This window comes from Novosphingobium aquimarinum, from assembly GCF_009746585.1.
GTDB classification, from domain to species: domain Bacteria; phylum Pseudomonadota; class Alphaproteobacteria; order Sphingomonadales; family Sphingomonadaceae; genus Novosphingobium; species Novosphingobium aquimarinum.
On record NZ_WRPO01000029.1, the window covers coordinates 13,744 to 34,691 of the forward strand.

Here is a 20,948-nt window from a genome sequence, read left to right on the forward strand (position 1 = left end):
GCGGCGCCGCCAAGCCCCCCTGGCGGCGTCGCTCCACCCCCGGCCAGCGCGGTCGCAATGCTCCCCCGGTGGGACCGGCGCCTCCTCTCCGCCTGTTCCATCATCGCGACCGCGCTGGCCATCTCCTTTTCTTCGTCCGCATCGGCACAAACAATGGAGCAAAGGGCGCATACCGCGGCCGATGCATCGCGTGCTAAGACCAGCGACAGCGACACGCTCCAGCAAAATTATGTGACGCCGGGTCTTGCCGGACAGCAGATCTCTACCGTCGACAACAGTCACACTTTCACGCCGAACATCGCCTGCCAGAAGACGGCAACGATGCTCGAAGTGTTGGTCCAGCCTTCGGGTACCGGCGACCTCGGCAGGGTTACGATCGCGCGCGACACCGATCTCGATGGCACGGTCGATACGACCTCGAACCTGCCCGGGCCTGTGTCCGGGATATGCGCCAATGGCGTGGTTTCCTGCCAGCCCGGCAGTTGGAATGGCTGCAGCTTCTACCGTTGGGATGTCGATGCGGCCAAGGCGCTGAAGCTGACCTCGGTCGATATGCCCAAACTCGCCGGCTGCTACTGCATCAACAATAGCTGCGGCACCAATCTTGCCTGGGGCAATATGGCGTCCGTCCTGCGCGATCTGGGCGGCGGGATGATCGGCGCGCTTACGACCGCAGACCCCCGCTATGGGGTCGCGGAAGCCGTCATCGACGGACCCGCCGTCCGTTATGTCGGCGCGCAGTCGACCGCCTGCTCGTCCGACCCGGCCCTCCCCCAGACTGCCTATCGATCCAATCCCACGGCGATCTCGGGCGATGCCGCTGCCGCTGCGGCCAGCAACAGCGTCTTCCAGATGGTGCTGGCCTCGTCCGCTGCCGTCGGCAAGGCCCAGGAAATCCGCAGTTGTACGATCGAACGTCAGGTGACAGTCGCGTCGGCGACCTACGACGATATTGTCAGCGCATCGGGTTCGTTGCTCGGTGTGTCGAGCTGCGGGAATGGCTGCCGGCTCTATCGGATAGGCGGCACAGGGAACTGCAACGATCCGCCCGCGACCTTCACGCTCCAGTTCACTGCCAGCAAGCCCCACCGCATCGTCTCGGCCAGGATCGTAGACCTCCAGACCGCCGACTGGCTTCAGGCCCGTGTGAACGGTACGCCGGTTGCATCCGCGGGCAAGCGCCCCTGGCTCACCAACGCGCTCCCGGCGGGCGATTGCGGCGTGGGCGACAATTACAGCGCCTATCCGAACTATGACTTCACCGGCGTGCTTAAGCAGGGCAGCGCCTCGGTCGACGCCCGCATTCGCGCGACCGGATCGCACAAGAGTGGCTATCTCGAAATCGAGGTCCAGGTCGATACGAGTTGTGAGACGAGCGAGCAGCTCATCAACCTTTGCGCGGGCTATGCCTCGGATGCGAACTGCCACCTTCTCAGCGAAAATGTCGACGGGGTCGACACCTTCCGCAACGGGGTCGGCACCGGCCTCACGCCCCTGCCCCAGACCCGGCTCTTCGGGAACGATGTGTGCACAGTCTCGCTCAGCCGCGACTTCTTTTTGCGCACGCGGCAATATCGCTGCGAGGTCGACACCGGGTCAATGCCTGAACCGGACCTCAGCCGGGGCGCCTATATCATCAACCATTCGACCGAGACGCTGCTGGCCGACCGGACGCGTCAGAGCGACGGCAGCTACGCCACCTCGACGCGAACATTCAGCTTGCCCGACCGTGGCTCGGTGCCTGCCTGCGAACCCGTCTGCAAAACGCGCGCGCCCAAGGCAAACAATGACGCGGCGATCGATGGCGTCGTCGGTGCCAAACAAAATGTGCCGACAGGCTACGACACTTTCTTCCACGCCTGCACCTCCGACAATCAATGCCCGGCTGGGCCAGGCGAGGAAATTATATCGGCTTGCGGCTGCCTCGACGATTTCCCCGAAGCGGTCGTGATGATGCAGACCGTCCGCCTCGCCGGCGCGGACCTCGTCTGCACGGGGAGCGTGCAATGATCGGCTGTTCCACCAACAGATACCGGCGTTTCGACCCGCGCGGCGCCGCGCTTGCGCTGGTGCTTGGCCTAGGAGTTGCCCTCGCCAGCCCGAGTGCCGCCAACGCGCAGCAGATCTGCGCCGCCGATCTTAACAATAATGGCGATGCGGCCGACGAAGGAGAGCAGGCAAGCTGCCTCGCGACCACCAGCGGAGCATGGCTCTGTCCCATTCAGGAGGTCGATTGCGTCGCCGATGCCATGGGCCAGTATAGCTGCCCGGTTGGCCCGCCATATGCCTGTCTCGTCAAGAGCACCGGCGGTGCGCCGTCCTGCTCGCCCAATCACTGCGCCGATCTTGCGACCAATCCCCTCGTCGAGGAACCGCCGATGGACGATCCGGGACGCAAGCGGACGGCGGCATCGATGCCGACGGCAATTGTATGGGGACCATCGAGATCTTCTCAGGCCGCGGCGTGCGCTGCCGTCCCGCCGGACTTTCGACCACCTTCTCCAATTGCTGCAAGGACAAGGGCAAAATCGTGAAGGACGGGATGGGGTCGTCCATCTCGTCGATAGGCACCAAGATCGCGGTGGCCAAGGGCGTGTTCACCGGCATGAAGGCCGCCTACACCGCGTTCAAGGCCGGGGCGACCGCAAGCCAGGCGGCGAGTTCCGGCGCCAATGCGTTGATCGTCGGACTCGACCCGACTTCGATCGCGATCAGCCTTGCGATCAATTTCATGATCGATTTCCTGTTCTCGGGCTGCGACCAGCAGGACATGGAGACGGCTATGCTCGACAGTTCGGGCATGTGCCATTTCATCGGCAGCTACTGCACCTCCTCCTTCCTCGGCATTTGCCTTCAAAAGGCGCATGGTGAGTGCTGCTTCAACACCAAGCTCGGCCGGATCATCCAGGAACAGGGCCGTCCCCAGCTTAAAAGCTTCAACGGCAATCTCTGGGGCACCGCGAAGAAGCCGATGTGCCGTGGCTTTACGCCTGAGGAATTTCAGGCGCTCGATTTCAGCAAGATCGACCTTTCCGAATATTATGCGGACATCGAGGCCCGCGCCCAATCCGATATCCAGATAGACATGGGGGAGCGCGTCAATGCGTATCTCAAAGCCGTCAATCCATAGCGCCTGCGTTGCCCTACTGATGAGCGCGGCAACCGCCGCGCTTGCGCAGGATAGCGCGAGTGACGCGCCGAGCGGCGCCGGCAGGCAATCCGTCGCCGATCAGGGCCAGGCCAGCATGGACCGGCTCGAAAGTGCAGTCACGCACGGCAAGGAGGCAGCAGGGCGAGCGCCCGATCCGAGGCTTCCGCGCACGGACGATCCCGCAGACCGCCGACGGGCGTTCGAGGGGCTGCGCAGCCGAATACTTGCGCCCGACATGGAAGCCCGTGCTCGTGCGGCGCAGGCTCGTGGGCAAGCAAGCCTTGCGGCAGAGCGAGAGCGGCAGGCCAGGGCATTGCGTCAGGCACTGGGGCTCGAGCCTGCTGAGGAACAGGCGCTCGCCAAGGCCGCACCGGCGGTGACCGCCAAGGGTTGGGTGCCGGTCCTGTTCGTCTCCTCCTCGATGCCGATCTCGACGCTGCGCAACTATGCCGCCCAGCTTGAGCGGGTGCATGGCGTCATGGCCTTTCGCGGCGTGCCGGGCGGTCTTCGGAAGATGGGACCGATGGCAAAGCTGACGGCCCAGATCCTGCGGCTCGATCCGGGCTGCGAGGGGCCGAACTGCGTCATGCGCAATGTCCAGCTCATCATCGATCCCGTAGTGTTCCGGCAGCACGGCATCGCCCAGGTCCCCGCGCTGGCGATGATCCCGGGCGATCCGACCCAGGCGTATTGCGAACGCGACGATGACAGCCCTCGCGCGACCCATGTCGTGTTCGGCGACAGCGCGCTCTCTGGAATGCTCGACGAATATGCCCGCCTCGGCGGGAAAGAAGAGGTAAGCCATGCTCAGGCTCTTCTGGCTGATCGCTAGGTGGATCGCCAACCTCTGGTCGCGCCTGCGCCGATTGCCGCGCAAGGCGGCGATGGCGCTGGGTGCGCCCGGACCGGATCAGCCCTCCCGGCCTGACCGGCTGTGGCGGGCCATGCTCGTGGTGTCGCCGCTCGCTTTGTTCGCAGCGCTGGTCATGCCGCAGGTGACGCTGGTCATGTCCCCGTCGATCGAGGCCTATGCAGTGCGCAAGAGCCCCGGACCGATCGCCCGGGGCGACTATGTGATGTTCACGCTCCATCACCCGATTGCCGGCCCAAAGCCTGTCTCCGTCACCAAGCATGCGCTTTGCTTGCCCGGGGATCGGCTCACCATGTTCGAGACGCCCTCGCCGCTCGCGGAGAACAGTTGGGACGGTCATTATTACTGCAACGGGCAGCTTCTGGGCATCAGCCTCCCACAAGCCCATAACGGGCTGAAGCTCACCCATTTGAAGTGGAGCGGCGTCATCCCCGCCGGCATGGCCTATGTCGGCTCAACGCATCCGCGCGGGTTTGACAGCCGCTATTTCGGGCTGTTGCCGATCGTGGACCTGATTCGGATGGAGCGTATCCTGTGAGCGCGCGCGATCAGGAAAGGCGCGCCGAAGACAACTCGGGACGGACGGCCCCTTCACGCTGCAGGCAGTGTGAAATGTGGTTAGCCTTGCACGGCCCGAACCGCTTCGATGGGCATGAGCAAAACGTGCTCTCCCAGCGGCGACGCGATGAAACCATGCCGCACGTAGAAGGCTACCGCATCATCGTCGATCGCATGCACGATGACCGCCCGAGCGCCGGCGATCTCGGAGGCGGCCGCACAACGGCGGAGCGCATCAGCAAGCAGATCGGCGCCAAGGCCGAGTCCCTGGAAGCCGGAAGCGACGGCCAGCCTCGCGATCAGCAGCAGAGGCACCTTGTCCGGCATGCCCTTTCGCAGCTTTGCGCTGGGCAGCGCAGCGCGCTCCTCCATAGCGGTCGTGATCGTATAGTAGCCTACCACCTGACGGGACCGCTCGGAATCGCAGACCACATAGGTACGGGCCGAGGCGCGTTCACTGGCAAGGGCGCGCTCAACCAGCCAGTCATTCAGCGAGGCATGACGCCCGCTGTCGAACGCGGCGACCTCGTGATCGGCGTTCAAACGCTCGGGCGGCGTCACGCGGCGCGTGGACATGGAAACGGTCAACGCCGCCGATCATCGATTCCAGAGTGGTTCGCGCTTCATCAACTTCTCAAGGGCAGGCGACGGCGCGGGCGGCGCATCGAGAAGACTGAGGAACTGCTCATGGCTCTCGGCATCCAGGAAGAAGGTGCGTTGATCGAGGATGGCGGCCTCGGCCTCCCGCCGCGCGCTCGCGAGCATGAATTCAGAGAGGTTCTGTCCGCGCAAGGACGCTGCGCGGCTGAGCATCGCCTTGAGCTCGGCCGCAGCCCTGATCTGGATGACGTCATCCTTGCGCGCCGAAGCGCCTCGGTCGGTACGGGCGTGCTGTGCCATGTCGCTAAACTCCTCCAAGATATCTGGTGATTTGCCACGACAATGTCAATACATTCACGCTCTCCGCGTCCTTGGCTTCAGGCCGTTGGTCTGGCGATGATCGCGATCCTTGCAGGCCCTCAATCGGCCAGCGCGCAAGCCAGTCCGCTCGGCGGTGCATCAAAGCAGGGCTATTGGTGGTACGAAGCGCCCAAGCCGAAGCCTGAGGACAAGCCCGAAGCCGACCCGCTCGTGAAGCCCGTCATCCCGCCGATGGCGGAACTCGCGACCTGGACTCCGCCGAAGATCCGCAAGCTCATCGAGCAGCAGCGCAACTATGCCGCGACCGTGCTGACGGTTGATGCCGTCGCCGATTTCTGGCGGCTCCAGGATTTCGCGCGGCGCAAGGCGCGTGCGTTCGCCGGCGTCACGCAGATCGCGATGCTCCAATATCCCGAACTCAATTCAAAATCGGCTAACCCGATGGTCGGCGACGCCCGATCCGAGCTGTCAGCGGAGAAGGACGCTATCCGCCGATCCTATCTGCGCGCCCATGCGAGCGAGTTCGCGCTCGTCATGTTCTCGCGCTCGACCTGCGGATATTGCCGGGTCCAGTGGCCGATCATCCAGCGGTTCCAGGAGGAAATGGGCTGGCAAGTGACGCTCATGGACATCGACAAGCGCCCCGACGTTAGTGCGCGGTTCGGGGTCGAGATCACGCCCACCACGATGATCATCCGGCGCGGTAGCCAGCAGCGCATGATCCTAGCCTCGGGCGTCGAGGCATATCCCAATCTCGCGCAGATGGCCTATCAGGCGGTGCGCCTGCTGCGCGGCGATATCCGGCCCGAACAGTTCATGACCGGCCCGGGCGAGGATGCGGGATTCTTCGACGCATTGAGCAATGGCCCGGTCTCGGCGACCGATCCGCGCGCGCTGGGCGGCGATCTCATCAACACGACCCCGGAGCCCCAGCCATGAAGGCGTTCATCACGCGACAGCGCCCGATAATCGAGCGAACGGCCGGATCAAGCGAGAAGCCGGGCAGCCTCGCCGCTCCTTTGCAGGAGCTTGACGGCCTTATCGTCGAAGCTTACGAAAGACTCGGCCCCGAGCCATCGCCCCTCATGGGCGATAACCCCATCGGCGAAGTCACCTCCTGCATCCAGGAAGGCGAGCCCTGCCTCGACGGCCGCCACATCAGCCTCGGTGTTTTCAGCCGCAAGCAAAGTGCGAATGGCTGCGGCAATGCGCTCGTGGCTTTCCTTATAGCCTTTCAACATCACCCACACGAACTCGCACAGGGCGGGAAGTGTGAGCGCGACCAGATCGGCTTTCGTCAACGCTTTCTTCGCAATGGGCGTCTGGATTTCGTCATCGTCCGCAAGGGCTCGCAGAAGCACATTTGTATCTGCTGTAATCTTCACAGTTCGCCAGCCCAGCCCTTTGCCGCGATCTCGTTGATTTCCTCGATCGACAGCGGCTTTCGCCCGTCCTGTTTCAGCATGCCGAATGCGTCGGAAATCTTGCCGGTCGGCCTGACCGCGCGAATCCTGACCTCACCGCCGGGCAGCGTGTCTACGGTGATCTTCTCACCGGGGTGGATGCCAAGGTGCCGCAGCAATTCCTTGCGCAGCGTGATTTGGCCTTTGGCAGACACGGTGATCGCGTTCATCAGGCGAGTCCTTTCGCCCCACAAAGTAAGAAAGAAATATCTTACGTTCAAGGGAGAAGTGGCATGAACCGCCCTCTCCTGGTGCTGCTGGGTATTCCCGGCCTGGTCGTCGGCATGGGGTCGGCCGCAGCACAGACCGTTAGCCAACAGGATGCTATGCGGGCCGCGATCCACCCCGTCGGTGATGCGAGGACCATGCAGGCGTGGCTCTCCCGCGTCCCCGTGACGCGCGAGTTCCCTGATGATTTCACGACAACGCTGCGCGGGCACGGCGCTGCGTTTGTCATCGAGATGACGACGACGCCGGGATGCGTTCCCTGCGGTGACCTCTGGACCAAGCTGACAGCGCTCGGAACGCGCTATGGCTGGCAGGTCCGCACCATCGGGAGCCAGGAAGCGATGATCCGGTCGGGGCGCCTTGGCCTGCCCTGGGTCGGACATCCGGTCGCCTGGGTAAGACCGATCGCCGACGATATCCGCGTAGTGCCGGTGGCGATCGGCACGGACCATGCGCCCAATCTGGCCCGCAACCTCTATCTGGCTGCGAAGATGCTGACGGGCGTAAGGCCTGCGGTCGGCGTCCGGGCCATGTCCAAGTTCACCGGCATCGTGGGGCTGCCGGCGACCCGTCCGGGAAGGCACTGAGCGATGGCGGTCTCAGTCTTTCCTCCAATATCCACGCTTGTTCGGAGTCCGCCATGTTCGCTCGCCCCCGCGCAGCCCTGCGCGCGCTGATCGCCCTCGTCTTCGCCACGGTGGTTTCGACCGCGCCTGCCCATGCACAGAGTTGGGCGGAAAGCTGGTTCGACAATGTCACCTACACCTCCCCCGGCAGCTTCGAGGATCAGACCCGAGGCTATGTGACGGCGGGCGGCATGTCGGGACGGGTCGACGTCCATAACGACTATCTCATGTCGGTGAGCCTGCCCAAGGTGCGCGCCGGCTGCGGCGGCATCGACATGTTCCTCGGCGGCATGAGCTTCCTTGATCCAGATTATCTGGTGCAGAAGCTCGAGAGCATTCTGCAGGCTGCGCCTGCGGTTGCGTTCCAGTATCTGCTCGAGACGCTCGATGAGAAGATGGGCAACATCATCTCGAAGATGGAAGCGGCGACCAATTTCCTCAATTCGATTCAGGTCAACGACTGCCGCCTCGCCAACCGGATGGTGCAGATCGCCAAGGGCGACGACAATATGTCGGGGATCATCGAGGAGATGACCGGCTACCGCTCGGTCAAGCAGGGGTTCGCGAAGAGCTACCAGCAAAGCCGCGAGAAGATCGAGGCCAACAACAACAACCCCACCGAGGATCTGAAGGACGCACTCGCCAACTGCCCGGCGGAAGTGACGGACATCTTCCGCACCGGCTCGCTGCTGTCTCACGCCGCCTCGCGCGTCGGAGCAGCTGACTGGGCGAGCGTGATGCGAGCGCGGGTGGGTGACGTCTATATGCGCTGGGACGATGGCGACCGGGTGCCCTTGTTCACAGCTATTCCGCAATGTCCCCCACAGGACACGGAAAGCGCGCAGGATTTCCTGTCCGGCCGCGTCCAGCGCCGGACGCTCAATTTCCCCCCAACCGGCGCCGACTGCGCGCAGGACGGGTCGGGCCGCGGCGCGCTCGTCCTGGCGCGCGAGCGTATGCAGTCGATTGCGACCAAGATCCGCACACGTGCCGCGCTATCGGCCGAGGAACGGCAATTTGTTGCCAATGTCCGGACGCTTCCTGTTTACCGCATGCTGGAATGGGGCGTGCGCCAGGGCGTTGTCGACTCCGTCATCGGCGATACCGACGAACTGGTTGCGCTCACCCTCGCCTACCAGATGCTCAATGACTTGACCCGCACGATAGACTTCACGGTGACGAATGCCGAGCGCGGTGCGACAGTGGCCGGGTCGGCCGACGGCAACAACAAAAATGTCTGCCAGACGCGGATATTGTCTAAGGGCATCGAGCAGCTACGCGATCTCAGGGACGAGGTGCTGCGCCAGCGCGCGCAGATGCGCCAGAGTTACATGGCCGCTCTCAACCAGGCCAATCTTTCCACGAACTACGCCGGGCTGCTGCGCGAGCGTGACCGCGATGCTCGCGACGCCGCCGGCGCTGCCGCCCGCAACCAATAGGAACGAATGTCATGCGCAGGCTCGTGAGGCTGATTGCCGCCCTCCCCGCCCTCTTCCTCGCGTCGCCCGCACTCGCGGTCGATACGAGCTTCCACACCTATGACGGGTTCGCCGAGACAGTCGACGCCTTCCGTCTCGTCTCGATGATCTTCGGCGATCCGCGTTACGAGACGCTGGTGATGATCGTCGCAACGGTCGGCATCGGTCTCGGCGCAATCATCGCCAGCGTGCGCGGGACCGGCATGGGCCTGGTCGCGTTCGGGTTCCAGATCTTGGTAGGGGTCGGTCTCTTCGTCGGACTTATCGCCACAACCGGCACGGTCCACGTCTATGACAGGGTGCGCAACGCCTACCAGCCTGTAGGCGGCGTTCCCAACCTTCTGGTTCTGGTCGCCGGCGCAACCAACATGATGGAACGCGCGATGGTCGAGACGATCGACGACAACACGCTCGATCCCAACGCCAAGATCGAGTTTGGCGCCGGTGGCCACAGCTTCGATCTTTTCCTGAACGCGGTCAGCCCACGCGGCCCCATGACCGATGTATTCCTCGATGCAACCATCAAGGACTATGTCCGTCAATGCTATCCGGTCGCGCGCGTGTCGGCCGCCTATGGCGTCGACGATGACCAGCTTTTCCGAACCTCGACCGACTTGCCCGCTTCCTTCGCGGCCATGGCGGGTCCCGCTACCTTCTCGACGGTCTACACCGAGGCCGACAAGGGCGGCACGACTGTGACTTGCACCGATGCCTGGACGCACATTTCGGATCGCCTGTCCGACCCCGTGCTGTTCGACAATTATACCAGCCAGATCTGCGCACGGACGGGTTACGACACCGGCAATGCCCAGCAGATGACGCGCTGTCGGCAGCAGCTTGGCGAAATGGGCCAGATGATGCTCGGCCGATCGCTGAGCGCGCAGGCCTTCCTGACCCACATCCTCCTTGGCAACACAGTCGGCGACGTCCTGTTCGAGGATTCGCCGGCCAGCGCGGCCAGGGTCATGGCCAATCGCGCGGTTATCTCGAACGGCCTTGCCACCATGTCGGTCGCAAATGAATGGATGCCGACGATCCGTGCCACTGTGTTCGGTATCATGCTCTTCATGATCCCGATCGCGCTGCTGTTCATCCTGACGCCGATCAACCTGCGCGTGGCGAGCTTCGCGCTCGGCATGTTCGTCTTCGTGGCGCTCTGGGGCGTGATCGACGCGGGCATCTATCAACTCACCCTCGGCCGCGCGACGGCAACACTCGCCGAGCTGCGGTCCAATGCACTCGCCGCCAATGCCTGGTTGCTCGCGCCTTCCGCAGCGATGAAGGCGCTTGCGATCTTCGGCAGCTTCCGCACGGCTGCCGCTGGCCTCGCCGGCGCCTTCGTCTTCACTGTCTTCCGTTTCAGCGGCAATGTGTTCACCTCGTTCACGTCGGGATCGCTTGGTGTTGCCGCCCAAGGGACAGCCGCGGCAGCGCCGATGGGCACGGCCGAAGGGCAGGCCTCCGCGTTGGAGGCTCAGGCGTCAGCCATGGGCACGCGCTCCCGCGCGGCGGCGGCTTCGAGCTTTGGGGATTTCGGCGAGCGCTCCACCTTCGGCGCCAACCGGACCTATGGCGAGGCGGGCCATATCCTGGGCGAGCGCTCCGGAACGCCAGGCGGCACCGCTTTCGCGCTTGGCGGCATAGAAGGGTCGCGTCAGTTGGGGAGCCTCGCGCCCGCGCTGGGTGGCCGCGATCTTGCCGATCCGGCGGTCGCGCGCGCGATCCAGGCCAATGCCGCGACCACCGCCATTCATCAGTTCGCCGAGAAGGATGCCTTGAGGAGTCTAGGGACAAGCTATTTTGGCCGAGGCGAAGCCGGTGAAAAGTCGTTCGCCGCCTTCAGTCAAAACCTTGTCCAGTGGCGCGCATTCGGCGACCAGCGCGCTTATGACATGATGATGCGGGGAGCGACGCGTCACTTTGAGCGCGCCGGCTATTCGCCCGCGGACGCGCAGCTCAAGGCATCAGGTGTCATCGGCGAGGCACAGGCCGATCCCACCTTCGCCAAGCTGACGGCCAATGCCTTCGACCAGGAACAGATGTTCAGGAACGACCTAACTTCCGCGCAAATCCAGGTGGGTGCGATGGAAGGCCGCCGGGACTATGCGGGAGACAATGTCGCCGGCGTCGAACGCGCCAATGTGGCAACCGAGCAAGGCTGGCGTACTGGCAGCAATCAGGGTCAGCGCGAAGCCGCATCGATGCTGGGCCTGTCGGTGGACGAGACATCTCGCCGTATCGGTTTCATCAATGCGCTGTCCGGCGAAGCGCGCAGCACGGCGATCAGCCAGTTCTCTCGCGCCACCGGCCGCAACGAGGCACAGGTTGAGGCTGCATTGGAGCGTTACAGTGCGGCGACGCAGCTTGGCACCGCGGATGGCGCGACGGCCGAGGCGGGCCGGGAAGGCACGAGCGTCTATGGCCGGACGCGCGAGGCGGCCGGCTATGATTTCGCCGAGCGCTCGGGCAAGCTCGATGCGCAGCGCGAGGTCGGAACCTCGGGCACGCGGGACGCGGCGCGGATCGGCGAACAGCGGCGGCAGTCGGATAATTTCGGCTATGCCGAGGGTGCGGCGGCGGTTGGCGTCTCGACGCGCGAGGCGGCGCGTCTCGACAGCTTCATCCAGGCGCTGACCCGGACCGCGGGCAACCAGGTCGATATGGCCGAAGGTGGCGCGGCCGGTGTCGCCGATCGCGCGCGCAACGAGCGGCTGACCTCGATTGTCGACCGTGAACGCCTGACCCGCATGCAAGGTCTGCTCGCCGAGCACGGCATAAACCTCAGCAAACGCCAGATCGCTATGGACCAGAATGGCGATCTCGGCCTCAACCTGACACCGGAAACCGCTGCCGCCATGTGGAAGGCTGGGCTTATCAACGAGAGCCAGCTCGGCGCGATCGCCAATGGCGGTCACGCGCGCTTCAGTTTCGCGCACAATGACCTGCTCGTCTCCAGCGGGACGGATTTCAGCCGCTCGGCGCGCAGCGACACCAGCACCCGTTTCGAGGCGGGCAAGCAGGCTGGTCCTGATACCATCGAGCACTTCATGGGCGGCGGTGCCGAGGGCCAGGCGATGCTCTCACACTGGCTCCGCGGCGGGTTCGAAATGGACCGCAAAGGCGAGTGGCGGCTCAAGCCTCAGGTCGCCGACACGCTCCAGCGCGATGTCCAGGCAATTATGGCGCAGACAGGGTGGCAGAGAACTCTCTCCCGTTCGGCCACAGATCAGACGACGATGGGGACCAGTGTAAATCTAGAACTCGGTCGTTCGGTTGGAGTGACCGAAAACGAGAATGTTGGTGGAAGCACCCCAGGAGCTGGCAGAAGAACGCAGGGCCGGCAGGTTCAAGGGCCTCAGAAGGTACAATCGACGTCGGGGCGAGTTGGCGCGGGGGTTGGATTTAGCAGCAGGGACACTGGCTCCACGAGTGAAACTGCCGGATCAACGCTGGATATCGTCAACTATGACGTGCGGGACTCGATTGCTGCAGCTGAGCGTGCTGCAGCGCGCTCAAGCGATCCCGCAGCAACTTTCTCCCATGAGTTGTCGAACCGCGTCCTGGGACGCGAAGGAGTGCGCAATCGATACCTTCAGGATGCGGACAATGGGCGCGCCACGTTTGATATCACCGGGCCGCTAACGTCCCTTGAGCAAAACTCGGTATTGGCAAAAGGCAGCTTTTCGACGGATATCGCCGGCAGCTCCGGTGACGGGGACAGTAGCTTCAAGAAGCGTTAGCGGTGCTTTCCGGTATGGGGATCGATGTAGCCTGGATTGAGCGGGTTTGAAGGGTTGCCGATCCAGAGCGCCCCTGACCGAGGGTCGAAAATGTCTGTCGTGGCGGCAAGGTCTTCCATCGCCCGATCATGATCTTCCCAGACCCGTTCCGTCACAGCCAAAGCTTCATCATCGGACAGCGGCGTTCCGTTGCCTGAGCCCACAAATCCGTCCAGGCGTTCCCTGGCATAGCCGACGCCCAGCACCATCAGCGCCGTCATCGGGAAGAAGAGGATATTCAGATAGCCCGCGGGCGCTCCGCGATAGAAAGTCTCCAGAGCGTCAATGCGCGTCGACACGGCCATGCCCATCCACCACACTGGAATGGCCGCCCACCAGAGCTTGGCATACCAAGGCAACCAGAGCCATGCCGACAGTTTCGGCGCCGTTGGCCTGCTCATAGTGTCCTGATCGTCGAGGGCGGTGTTCACCTTGGAATCCTTTCAGATTCCTCTTACCATCAAAGCCGTCTACCGTCACCCTCAATCAACAATCCTCGCTTGTCCTTTTTGTCGTAGTTGATATATTGCAGACAGAAAGGACAGTCATGGCCAGCACCGCCCACGTTCCAAAATCCAGCAGGCGAGCCTCGCCGCGCGCAGCCTTTCCCGCAAGCGATACTTTGCGGCACAAGGCACTGGAGAAGCTGACACTGGCGATTGCCAAAGCGGTAGATTCTGCCAGCGACGATACGCTCGCCGATATCGTCGGTTCTGAGGATCTCCGGCACGCGCTGGTCATCGCGCCACGCGACATCGCTCCCGAAGCACCTGCCGACCTCGAAGCGATCAGGGCGGCGCGCGAGCGGACCGCACAATTTCGCGAGGAAATGGCTGAGCGGGCCGGGGGCATGTTCGACCGCGCGCATGTCGCCGAGATGCTGGGTGTCTCCCAGGCCGCGATCGACAAGCAGCGCCAGCGTCGCCAGATTCTGGGCGTGCCCTACGGGACGGAGATCCGATATCCTGCGGCGCAGTTCGCCAATGGCGAGGTGTTGCATGGCCTCAAGGCGGTGCTGGAAGCGTTTGACGATATGAACCCGTGGGAACAGCTGATGATGCTCACCACGCCGCTCGATGGGTTCGGATCTCATCGTGAGACCGTCTTCCAAACGCTCGCGAGACGGCCGGAGCAGAGAGTCCTAAAGCAGCTTGCGGGTTTGGCGGCGAGCTGGACTGCCTGATATAAATGGCGTCCATTCGATTGAGACGTATCGATGCGGGCGTGCGCCTCCATCGCATACACCGTGCCGAGCACAGTCCGATGTTTTTCGGACCTGCCGGCTATGCACCTCAGTCCCGCTTCGACTCGCCCGATGGCAGCTACAAGGTGCTTTACGCAGCTCGGACGCTTGAAACGGCATTCGGCGAAACACTCGTTCGAACGCCCGAAACGCCATATATCCTGTCGTCAGCCATCGAAAGCCGAGTGCGCAGTGAACTGGAGATCACAAGAGCGCTAAAGCTCTATCCTCTGATCGATGCCAGCGTCTCCGCAGACGGCCTCTCCTTCACCGATCTTCACGGTATCGACTATCTGCGATGCAGGGAGGTCAGCGCCGAAATCCATGCAACGACGGTTGCCGATGGCATCCTTTATACGTCCCGGTTCGACAACCATCGCTGTGTGGCGCTATTCGATCGCGCGGCGAACGCGATTGCCGAAACGACGACCAAAGCGGTTGCGATTGGAGCGGCCCAGGCGACCGTCCTCGCCTATCACTTCGGAAAAATATTCGTTGAGCCCTGAATGGCCGAACCGGCGAGACGCCGCAACGCGCCTATCGGCCATGTGGAGGGAGCCACGCCGTCAACAAGCTTCACATGCCAGCCGCGGATTAGTTGATTGCCCATCCCGTCGGTGCCCACCATCATTTTCCAGGGAATACCTGACTCTGTGCATGGCGACGAAGGCAGGGACTGTAGCCATCGGTTGACACTTCAGCCTAATCTGGAGCAGATTCGCATCCTCGAAATGGCGCGCCCTTGGATCGTCGCCTATCTTCTTGGTTCGACTGTGGTTCGGGCGGGGCAGTGGCGCGCACGCGGTCGATGGAAATGCCTTCACAAAATTCTTGAAACTTTCACTATTCGCAAGTATCTAGAATTTTATGAGTGCACTTGCTTCCAGCCTGTCCCATGGAAAGCTCGCTGGCCGCATCTTTGATGAGCGGCAGCTGGCCGAAGCAATCGGCGGCAGTGATGCGCGACGGTATGCGCTCGTAAACCGCGCGCTGAAGGACGGTACACTCGTCCGGTTGAAGCGCGGCGCCTACCTGCTCGCCCAATCCTCCCGCGCCGATACACCTCATCCCTTCGCAGTCGCGCAGGCTCTCCTTCCAGGCAGCTATGTCTCGTTCGAAACCGCCCTCTCCTATCATGGCTGGATTCCCGAGGCAGTCTATGTGATCGCAAGCGTGACGCCCGGCCGCAAGACGCTCGAATTTGAGACACCGGTCATGGGGCGCTTTTCCTATCATCCGCTCGCCATCCAGAAATATCAGTTTCTGGTCGGCGTGGAGCGACTGAAATTGGGCGCCCTTACAGCATTCGTCGCCACGCCCTTACGCGCGCTCCTCGATCTCATCGCACTGCGCAAGAGCGGCTGGACGGACCTCGGCTGGCTGACAAGCGGCTTGCGTATCGATGAAGACCATCTGGGCTCGCTCAAAGCCAGGGAGTTCGCGATGCTGCAAGGCGTCTACAAGCACAAGGCGGTCAACGATTTTCTTCGATCGCTCGAACTCGGCATCAGTGCCGACCGCTCTCCATCGTCTGGACCATCGCGATGATCGACATGTTGCAGAAGAAGCTCCGCGACTATGCTGCGACCAACGCCCTTGAAGAGGAAAACGCGACCAAGGAGATAATCCAGGAGATCGCGCTCTACGCTCTCTGGCGCGCCGATTTTTTCGATGTCGCGCTTTTCCAGGGTGGCACGAGCCTGCGCATCCTGCATGGGCTCCCACGTTTCTCCGAGGATCTCGATTTTCTGCTGCGTACCCCCGATGCCGCGTTCCGATGGTCCCCTTATCTCACTGCCCTGGTCGAAATCTTCGCTCAGTTCGGCCTCAAGCTCGAAGCCCAGCCGAAGGAAAAGATGGACAGGGCGGTTCGCGAGGCGGTCCTCAAGGACGACTCGATTGCGAACCAACTCAACCTGCGTTTTGCAGGATCGAACCGTGGCAGGACGATCAAGATCAAGCTTGAGATCGACACCAATCCTCCGGCGGGATCGGAAGAAGCCACTACCTTCCTCGACTTCCCTGCCGATTACGAGGTGCGGCACCAGGATCTGCCGTCCAATTTCGCGCTCAAGGTTCATGCCTTGCTCTGCCGCCCCTATCTCAAGGGCCGCGACTGGTTCGATTTTTCCTGGTATGTTGCAAATCACGTTCCCCTGAACCTGCCCCTCCTTGCCGCCGCGCTGCGGCAGGCCGGCCCGTGGCAGGAGAAGCTCGACATGATTTACGACGGCGAATGGCTGGTCGACACTTTGAAGGAAAAGATCAGTTCCGTCGACTGGAGCGCGGCGGCAAGCGACGTTGCTCGCTTCCTGCGTCCGGCCGAAGCGAAATCCCTCTCCCTGTGGAGTGAGCGCTTCTTTGATGCCAAGCTTGGTCAGCTTGCCAGAGACGGCATCAAATGAGCCCGTGGAGGTACGTGACCCAGCTTGGCAGGATCGAACCAATGCTAGATTCTGCGGCGGGCCAGTAGATGGATATGCTAGACGCGCTTGCGCCACGTGATCAGTGCACGCAACCACCTCCGTACGGGATTGCGGGTATCGCTGTGACGCCCGATGAGAACATGGGTTCGATCAGGAAGCATTTGGCTCGATGGCTCGAGCGTCGACCGATCGGGTAGCGCCTGCTTTATCCGTTCGATTGCAGGCAATTCGCCCGCGTCGAATAGTGAACCTTGGCTCGAATCGCTCTGCTTGGCCATAGCATGATGATAAACGCGGAACGCAAACCGCGGAACCAGTTCCACCGCACTTGTGGATAAGCGCGAATCACGGAACTCGCGGAAGAGCTTTGCGAGAAAGCAACCTGAACCGCTTGCCCAACTGCTACCGAGAGGCTATATCTGACCAGCTAGTCAGGAGAAGACCAGTGGGCACAGCCGTTCGCAAGGGAAACAGAGACAAATCCGGTCCGCCCGGTGCCTGGAAACTGGAGGATGCCAAAGCTCGCTTCAGCGAGGTCGTCAGGCGCGCGCAGAGCGAAGGGCCGCAGCGGGTCACGGTTAGGGGCCGCGAAGCCGTTGTCGTGATCAGCGTCGACGAACTCGATCGCCTTCTCCCCAAGGATGCCGGCAAGCCCGATTTCGTACCATTCCTCGAGGGTCTTGGCCTCGACGGTCTCGACCCTGAGCGGGAGGTCGACCGTGGACGGGACATCGTCCTGTGAAGGGTTGGCTGCTCGACACACATGTCGTTTCGGCGCTCGCGAGCCCAAATGGCGCGCCAAGCGTGAAGGCATGGGCGACGGAGCAGCCTGAGCATCGCATGTTCCTGAGCGTGCTGGCACTCGCGGAATATGATAAGGGCATTCGCAATCTGGAACCCGAACACCCTGATCGCTCGCGTTATACGGCCGCGCGCGATGCGCTTGCTCACCGGTTCAGCGATCGGCTCCTCTCTGTCGACGACGCCATCGTCTACCGTTGGGGCGCGATTTCCGGCGACGTCAAGCGCAGAATCCGGCAGGCGCCACCGGTCATTGACACATTGCTCGCCGCGACCGCGATAGAACATGATCTCTTCCTCGTGACGCGCAATGTGAAGGATACGCGCCACAGCGGGGCCGTGATCTTCAATCCCTGGGAAGACGATCCGTCCCGCTTCCCTTTGACCTGAGCCGAGCGACATCGACACAATGAAAACCGAACTTGACCATCTGCCGGCGAACAAGCGACGCGAACTTGATCGGGTCATCCAAATCCTGTTTGAGGAATTCGAGGACGCGCATGGCCAGCCGACCGGCCCCCGAAAGCTTGGCCGCATCCTGAAGATCATTCTCTATGGCTCATACGCGACCGGGCGTTGGGTCCATGAGCCGCACACCGAGCGCGGCTATCGATCGGATTTCGACCTGCTCATCATCGTCAACCAGAAGGAATTGACCGACCGGCTCGAATATTGGGAAAAGGCGGCGGAGCGCCTCGACCGCGAGACCATGATCCTGAACCGGTTGCGGACCCCGGTCAATTTCATCGTTCACACCCTTCAGGAAGTGAATGACGGGCTGGCGCATGGCCGTTACTTCTTCATGGACATCGCTCGCGAGGGCATCGCGCTGTATCAGGTCGACGATAGCGAGTTGCACAAGCCCAAGCCGAAGACCCCTCAGCAGGCGTATGACATGGCCAAAGGCTATTATGACCAGTGGTTTGGGCTGGCCGTATCCTCACGGATGGGCTTTCAATTTTTCTACCAAGCCAAGCAGTATCCGGACGCTGCCTATAACCTGCAACAGGCGTGCGAGAGGCTTTATTATTGCATTCTGCTCGTCTTTACCTTCTACACGCCGTACAGCCACAACATCAAATTTCTGCGGCAGCTTGCGGAGAGGCTGTCGCCCAAACTCATAGATGTCTGGCCTCGCGACAAGCGAAAGCTCGAGGCACGCTTTTTGAAACTCAAGGACGCTTATGTGAAGGCGCGCCACTCCGACTGGTTCCAGATGACCGACGAAGAGTTCTCCTACCTCTCCGAGCGGATTGAATTGCTGGGCAACGTCGTCAACGCGCTATGCCAGGAAAAGCTGGCTGAACTGCAGGCAAAGATATAGAGGGCCCGGCCCTCACCGAACCACTGCAACACAATGGAGTTTTTGCATGAACAACAGTGATCTCGCCGACAAGCTGGCCGCTGAGTCCGGCCTGAGCAAGGCCGATGCGCGCAAGATGGTCGACGCCGTGTTCGCCTCGATTGCCCAAGCTGCGGCAGCGGGCCAGGAGATTTCCCTCAACGGCTTTGGGAAGTTCAAAGTCAAGGAAACCGCGGCTCGCGAAGGGCGTAATCCGGCGACTGGCGAAACCATTCAGATCGCTGCGTCAAAGAAGCTGACGTTCGCGCCTGCCAAGGCGGTGAAGGACAAGCTGAACGCGTGAACAACTGAGCTGGCAGCGCGCGGAAGCCTGCTGCCGGTTCTGGACGCGAGATCGGGTCGCGTGCGATGCCAAGAGTCGGCAAGTTCGGACGTCGAACCAGTCCTGCAACCATCTCTACCGTTTATCGAGACCCAAAGCGCAGCTTGGCTACATCGGATACTGGTGTGAATAGGCTGATCAACGTCCCTTCGGGATCGCGAAATTGTGTGGCGCGATTGCCCCAAGGCATATCCTTGGGTTCCTGCACAACTTCCATCAGGCAACCAATGAAGAGACGGTCGATCGTGCGTTACTGCGCTCAGCTATCCATGGCTGGCGCAAGCTTCGGCTGCCCTATCGAGCGGGCGACGGCGAGGAGACGCGGCGCATCGTCTGGTCAATCATTCTTGGCTATGCCGATACCTACCGCATGTTGATCGCTTGGTACGACTTGCGAGATGGCTTCCGTCACTTTCGCACTGGCCGGATTATTGAGGTGGAAACTTTGAACGATCCGATCGGCGAAGCGTAGGCGGCCTTGCCGTCGATGGGAGATCTTGCGGCTTTCCCAAATGGGCGGCATCGGTCTTGCCCATGGTCATAACCAGTACGGGAGTATCGTCGCCATGCAATCGGCCGGCGACCATGTCGAACCTTAAGATGACAATGGTTCGGAATGACGACATATTGCCGCCGAGCCGGGGACCGGCCGATCTTTCGGAATCGAGGATAATCACGTGGCTGAGGAGGCGATTTCCGACCGGGCGGCTCGCAGAATCGCACTTGCGCTTGTAGAGCAATGCGTTCGCAATAGCCGCCTTGAGGATCTACACGCCGGAACGACGCCGGATAGCCTTTCTGGAGACTTCAGCGACTCAAGGTGGTGTCCCCATTCGGCGAAATCCCCTGGACCCAAGTCTCGCGGATATCGGATGCAGAGATGAAGGCCCTCATGATCGAGATCGTCAACCGGGTGTATACCTTCCTGACCCATATTGAGGATCTCACCGCCCTCAATGGTTCAGCGCGTTGGAATCGCCCCGAGCACGATCCGAGGCTTTTAGAAACGGCACGTCGTCGCGCCACCGCCCACAGAGATTCGCCGATCGACGATAGCTGATCAGCTCCCTCCCCCTCTCCACGCGGTTATCCTATCAGCGGCTGACGCCGCCATCGCGCCGGCGTTGTTCCATTTGCCTTGGCAAACGCCTTCGTGAAATGAGCTTGGTCCGTAAAGCCGCATTCGAGTGCGATCTGGACGATCGGGAGCTGTGTACCGGTCAGCAGGGCTTCAGCATGCTGCATGCGCTTCTGCACGAACCATGCGTAAGGTGCGATGCCCACCGTGTTGGAGAATGCTCTGACGAAGTGACTGAGCGACAACCGGCACTGACATGCAACATCGAGAATCGAAATACTCGTGCTGAAATCGCGTTGCATGATCTGGGTTGCGAGCCTTACTTGCCAAGGCGCGAGTGTCGGTTTCGCGTCAGGTCTTCATGCTCGGTCTTCTGACGCTTCCGGCCCCGATCTGGTGGCGAGGAAGACGGCCGGGCCTCCGACTGTCGAGCGTATAACGCGACGTCTACGATCATACGTTCAAAGCCGCCATGGCGACTCCTCGGGCGTATTGAAGCAGCCCTTTTCGCGCTGGGAACCTCAACGCACTGCTTCATCGATCACCACCCCAATCCGGCACGGGTACATCCGCGGCCGCTTGAGGAGGAAATCCGTCCATTCCCGTGTCTGGACACCTGAGGGAGCAGAAAGGCGCCCTC

General features: G+C 62.0%; 24 protein-coding genes and 1 pseudogene. 18 read left to right on the plus strand and 7 right to left on the minus strand.

Translation table 11 applies throughout. From position 1 onward, the window contains the following. The first annotated feature begins 153 nt into the window (after nt 1–153). The 4 genes and pseudogenes from GQO94_RS18960 to GQO94_RS18975 all read left to right on the plus strand — a co-directional run bounded on the left by GQO94_RS18960 (nt 154) and on the right by GQO94_RS18975 (nt 4,560). Nucleotides 154–2,010: a hypothetical protein gene (locus GQO94_RS18960; RefSeq protein ID WP_156842970.1), complete on the plus strand. Its 1,857-nt coding sequence runs from the start codon at nt 154–156 to the stop codon at nt 2,008–2,010. Next, nucleotides 2,007–3,130 (plus strand): annotated as a pseudogene (traN, locus tag GQO94_RS18965) (conjugal transfer protein TraN). Before GQO94_RS18960 ends, traN begins: the two are co-directional and overlap by 4 nt. Before the next feature lie 19 nt (nt 3,131–3,149). Beyond that, a complete protein-coding gene (locus GQO94_RS18970) occupies nt 3,150–3,983 on the plus strand; it encodes a type-F conjugative transfer system pilin assembly protein TrbC (RefSeq protein ID WP_232333031.1) in 834 nt (277 codons plus the stop codon). Further along, nucleotides 3,955–4,560, plus strand: coding sequence for a S26 family signal peptidase (locus GQO94_RS18975; RefSeq protein WP_156842972.1), 606 nt, complete (start codon nt 3,955–3,957; stop codon nt 4,558–4,560). Before GQO94_RS18970 ends, GQO94_RS18975 begins: the two co-directional genes overlap by 29 nt. Nucleotides 4,561–4,640: 80 nt before the next feature. On the opposite strand, the gene GQO94_RS18980 is transcribed toward GQO94_RS18975, so the two are convergent. Further along, complete coding sequence (locus GQO94_RS18980; protein ID WP_232333032.1) at nt 4,641–5,168, minus strand: GNAT family N-acetyltransferase; 528 nt, start codon at nt 5,166–5,168, stop codon at nt 4,641–4,643. Between the two features lie 9 nt (nt 5,169–5,177). Beyond that, entirely contained in the window at nt 5,178–5,480 is a 303-nt protein-coding gene (locus tag GQO94_RS18985; protein ID WP_156842973.1) for a type II toxin-antitoxin system TacA family antitoxin, read from the minus strand. A gap of 96 nt (nt 5,481–5,576) precedes the next feature. Here GQO94_RS18985 and GQO94_RS18990 point away from each other — a divergent pair, with 96 nt between their 5' ends. Further along, complete coding sequence (locus GQO94_RS18990; protein WP_156842974.1) at nt 5,577–6,440, plus strand: conjugal transfer protein TraF; 864 nt, start codon at nt 5,577–5,579, stop codon at nt 6,438–6,440. 47 nt (nt 6,441–6,487) lie between these two features. Here GQO94_RS18990 and GQO94_RS18995 read toward each other — a convergent pair whose 3' ends face one another. Both GQO94_RS18995 and GQO94_RS19000 read right to left on the minus strand, forming a co-directional pair. Next, on the minus strand, nt 6,488–6,886 hold the full coding sequence (locus GQO94_RS18995) for a type II toxin-antitoxin system VapC family toxin (protein WP_156842975.1): 399 nt from the start codon (nt 6,884–6,886) through the stop codon (nt 6,488–6,490). Then, nucleotides 6,883–7,134: an AbrB/MazE/SpoVT family DNA-binding domain-containing protein gene (locus GQO94_RS19000; RefSeq protein ID WP_156842976.1), complete on the minus strand. Its 252-nt coding sequence runs from the start codon at nt 7,132–7,134 to the stop codon at nt 6,883–6,885. Before GQO94_RS19000 ends, GQO94_RS18995 begins: the two co-directional genes overlap by 4 nt. A 63-nt stretch (nt 7,135–7,197) precedes the next feature. Between GQO94_RS19000 and GQO94_RS19005 the strand changes: the two genes are divergently transcribed. The 3 genes from GQO94_RS19005 to GQO94_RS19015 are packed head-to-tail and all read left to right on the plus strand — an operon-like array spanning nt 7,198 to nt 13,036. Then, entirely contained in the window at nt 7,198–7,779 is a 582-nt protein-coding gene (locus tag GQO94_RS19005) for a hypothetical protein (RefSeq protein WP_156842977.1), read from the plus strand. A gap of 53 nt (nt 7,780–7,832) precedes the next feature. Then, nucleotides 7,833–9,257, plus strand: coding sequence for a conjugal transfer protein TraH (locus tag GQO94_RS19010; RefSeq protein ID WP_156842978.1), 1,425 nt, complete (start codon nt 7,833–7,835; stop codon nt 9,255–9,257). 11 nt (nt 9,258–9,268) lie between these two features. After that, complete coding sequence (locus GQO94_RS19015) at nt 9,269–13,036, plus strand: conjugal transfer protein TraG N-terminal domain-containing protein (protein ID WP_156842979.1); 3,768 nt, start codon at nt 9,269–9,271, stop codon at nt 13,034–13,036. Here the strand turns inward: GQO94_RS19015 and GQO94_RS19020 are convergent. Further along, nucleotides 13,033–13,506, minus strand: coding sequence for a hypothetical protein (locus GQO94_RS19020; protein WP_232333033.1), 474 nt, complete (start codon nt 13,504–13,506; stop codon nt 13,033–13,035). The two genes, GQO94_RS19015 and GQO94_RS19020, sit on opposite strands and share 4 nt — an antisense overlap. Before the next feature lie 116 nt (nt 13,507–13,622). On the opposite strand from GQO94_RS19020, the gene GQO94_RS19025 reads away from it, so the two are divergent. From GQO94_RS19025 to GQO94_RS19060, 8 genes are all read left to right on the plus strand, one after another. Further along, nucleotides 13,623–14,258, plus strand: coding sequence for a hypothetical protein (locus GQO94_RS19025; RefSeq protein WP_156842980.1), 636 nt, complete (start codon nt 13,623–13,625; stop codon nt 14,256–14,258). Between the two features lie 5 nt (nt 14,259–14,263). Then, nucleotides 14,264–14,824: an RES family NAD+ phosphorylase gene (locus tag GQO94_RS19030; protein ID WP_156842981.1), complete on the plus strand. Its 561-nt coding sequence runs from the start codon at nt 14,264–14,266 to the stop codon at nt 14,822–14,824. Nucleotides 14,825–15,185: 361 nt separating this feature from the next. Beyond that, entirely contained in the window at nt 15,186–15,866 is a 681-nt protein-coding gene (locus GQO94_RS19035) for a type IV toxin-antitoxin system AbiEi family antitoxin domain-containing protein (protein ID WP_156842982.1), read from the plus strand. Beyond that, a complete protein-coding gene (locus tag GQO94_RS19040; protein ID WP_156842983.1) occupies nt 15,863–16,723 on the plus strand; it encodes a nucleotidyl transferase AbiEii/AbiGii toxin family protein in 861 nt (286 codons plus the stop codon). Before GQO94_RS19035 ends, GQO94_RS19040 begins: the two co-directional genes overlap by 4 nt. Before the next feature lie 466 nt (nt 16,724–17,189). After that, nucleotides 17,190–17,486, plus strand: coding sequence for a type II toxin-antitoxin system Phd/YefM family antitoxin (locus tag GQO94_RS19045; protein WP_156842984.1), 297 nt, complete (start codon nt 17,190–17,192; stop codon nt 17,484–17,486). Further along, on the plus strand, nt 17,483–17,935 hold the full coding sequence (locus GQO94_RS19050) for a type II toxin-antitoxin system VapC family toxin (protein ID WP_156842985.1): 453 nt from the start codon (nt 17,483–17,485) through the stop codon (nt 17,933–17,935). Before GQO94_RS19045 ends, GQO94_RS19050 begins: the two co-directional genes overlap by 4 nt. Before the next feature lie 19 nt (nt 17,936–17,954). Next, nucleotides 17,955–18,869, plus strand: a complete 915-nt coding sequence (locus GQO94_RS19055) for a HEPN domain-containing protein (protein ID WP_156842986.1) — start codon at nt 17,955–17,957, stop codon at nt 18,867–18,869. Nucleotides 18,870–18,915: 46 nt separating this feature from the next. Beyond that, nucleotides 18,916–19,191 (plus strand): HU family DNA-binding protein, encoded by a 276-nt coding sequence (locus GQO94_RS19060; protein ID WP_156842987.1) that lies wholly within the window; start codon nt 18,916–18,918, stop codon nt 19,189–19,191. Between the two features lie 121 nt (nt 19,192–19,312). On the opposite strand, the gene GQO94_RS21335 is transcribed toward GQO94_RS19060, so the two are convergent. Further along, nucleotides 19,313–19,447, minus strand: a complete 135-nt coding sequence (locus GQO94_RS21335; protein WP_332310855.1) for a VOC family protein — start codon at nt 19,445–19,447, stop codon at nt 19,313–19,315. Between GQO94_RS21335 and GQO94_RS19070 the strand changes: the two genes are divergently transcribed. Together GQO94_RS19070 and GQO94_RS21120 are read left to right on the plus strand one after the other, a co-directional pair. Next, the gene (locus GQO94_RS19070; RefSeq protein WP_198046048.1) at nt 19,394–19,702 is read left to right on the plus strand and encodes a WYL domain-containing protein; all 309 of its coding nucleotides are present in this window, start codon (nt 19,394–19,396) and stop codon (nt 19,700–19,702) included. The two genes, GQO94_RS21335 and GQO94_RS19070, sit on opposite strands and share 54 nt — an antisense overlap. Nucleotides 19,703–20,122: 420 nt before the next feature. Further along, on the plus strand, nt 20,123–20,290 hold the full coding sequence (locus GQO94_RS21120; RefSeq protein WP_232333034.1) for a hypothetical protein: 168 nt from the start codon (nt 20,123–20,125) through the stop codon (nt 20,288–20,290). A 26-nt stretch (nt 20,291–20,316) separates the two neighbouring features. On the opposite strand, the gene GQO94_RS19080 is transcribed toward GQO94_RS21120, so the two are convergent. Next, the gene (locus GQO94_RS19080) at nt 20,317–20,610 is read right to left on the minus strand and encodes a helix-turn-helix domain-containing protein (protein ID WP_156842988.1); all 294 of its coding nucleotides are present in this window, start codon (nt 20,608–20,610) and stop codon (nt 20,317–20,319) included. Nucleotides 20,611–20,948: the final 338 nt, after the last annotated feature.

Coding starts and splice junctions, on each gene's coding strand:
- GQO94_RS18960 (WP_156842970.1), top strand. CDS start 154: ATGGAGCAAAGGGCGCATACCGCGGCCGATGCATCGCGTGCTAAGACC.
- GQO94_RS18970 (WP_232333031.1), top strand. CDS start 3,150: ATGAGCGCGGCAACCGCCGCGCTTGCGCAGGATAGCGCGAGTGACGCG.
- GQO94_RS18975 (WP_156842972.1), top strand. CDS start 3,955: ATGCTCAGGCTCTTCTGGCTGATCGCTAGGTGGATCGCCAACCTCTGG.
- GQO94_RS18985 (WP_156842973.1), bottom strand. CDS start 5,480: ATGGCACAGCACGCCCGTACCGACCGAGGCGCTTCGGCGCGCAAGGAT.
- GQO94_RS18990 (WP_156842974.1), top strand. CDS start 5,577: ATGATCGCGATCCTTGCAGGCCCTCAATCGGCCAGCGCGCAAGCCAGT.
- GQO94_RS19000 (WP_156842976.1), bottom strand. CDS start 7,134: ATGAACGCGATCACCGTGTCTGCCAAAGGCCAAATCACGCTGCGCAAG.
- GQO94_RS19005 (WP_156842977.1), top strand. CDS start 7,198: ATGAACCGCCCTCTCCTGGTGCTGCTGGGTATTCCCGGCCTGGTCGTC.
- GQO94_RS19010 (WP_156842978.1), top strand. CDS start 7,833: ATGTTCGCTCGCCCCCGCGCAGCCCTGCGCGCGCTGATCGCCCTCGTC.
- GQO94_RS19015 (WP_156842979.1), top strand. CDS start 9,269: ATGCGCAGGCTCGTGAGGCTGATTGCCGCCCTCCCCGCCCTCTTCCTC.
- GQO94_RS19025 (WP_156842980.1), top strand. CDS start 13,623: ATGGCCAGCACCGCCCACGTTCCAAAATCCAGCAGGCGAGCCTCGCCG.
- GQO94_RS19030 (WP_156842981.1), top strand. CDS start 14,264: ATGGCGTCCATTCGATTGAGACGTATCGATGCGGGCGTGCGCCTCCAT.
- GQO94_RS19035 (WP_156842982.1), top strand. CDS start 15,186: ATGAGTGCACTTGCTTCCAGCCTGTCCCATGGAAAGCTCGCTGGCCGC.
- GQO94_RS19040 (WP_156842983.1), top strand. CDS start 15,863: ATGATCGACATGTTGCAGAAGAAGCTCCGCGACTATGCTGCGACCAAC.
- GQO94_RS19055 (WP_156842986.1), top strand. CDS start 17,955: ATGAAAACCGAACTTGACCATCTGCCGGCGAACAAGCGACGCGAACTT.
- GQO94_RS19060 (WP_156842987.1), top strand. CDS start 18,916: ATGAACAACAGTGATCTCGCCGACAAGCTGGCCGCTGAGTCCGGCCTG.
- GQO94_RS21335 (WP_332310855.1), bottom strand. CDS start 19,447: ATGGAAGTTGTGCAGGAACCCAAGGATATGCCTTGGGGCAATCGCGCC.
- GQO94_RS21120 (WP_232333034.1), top strand. CDS start 20,123: ATGATCGAGATCGTCAACCGGGTGTATACCTTCCTGACCCATATTGAG.
- GQO94_RS19080 (WP_156842988.1), bottom strand. CDS start 20,610: ATGCAACGCGATTTCAGCACGAGTATTTCGATTCTCGATGTTGCATGT.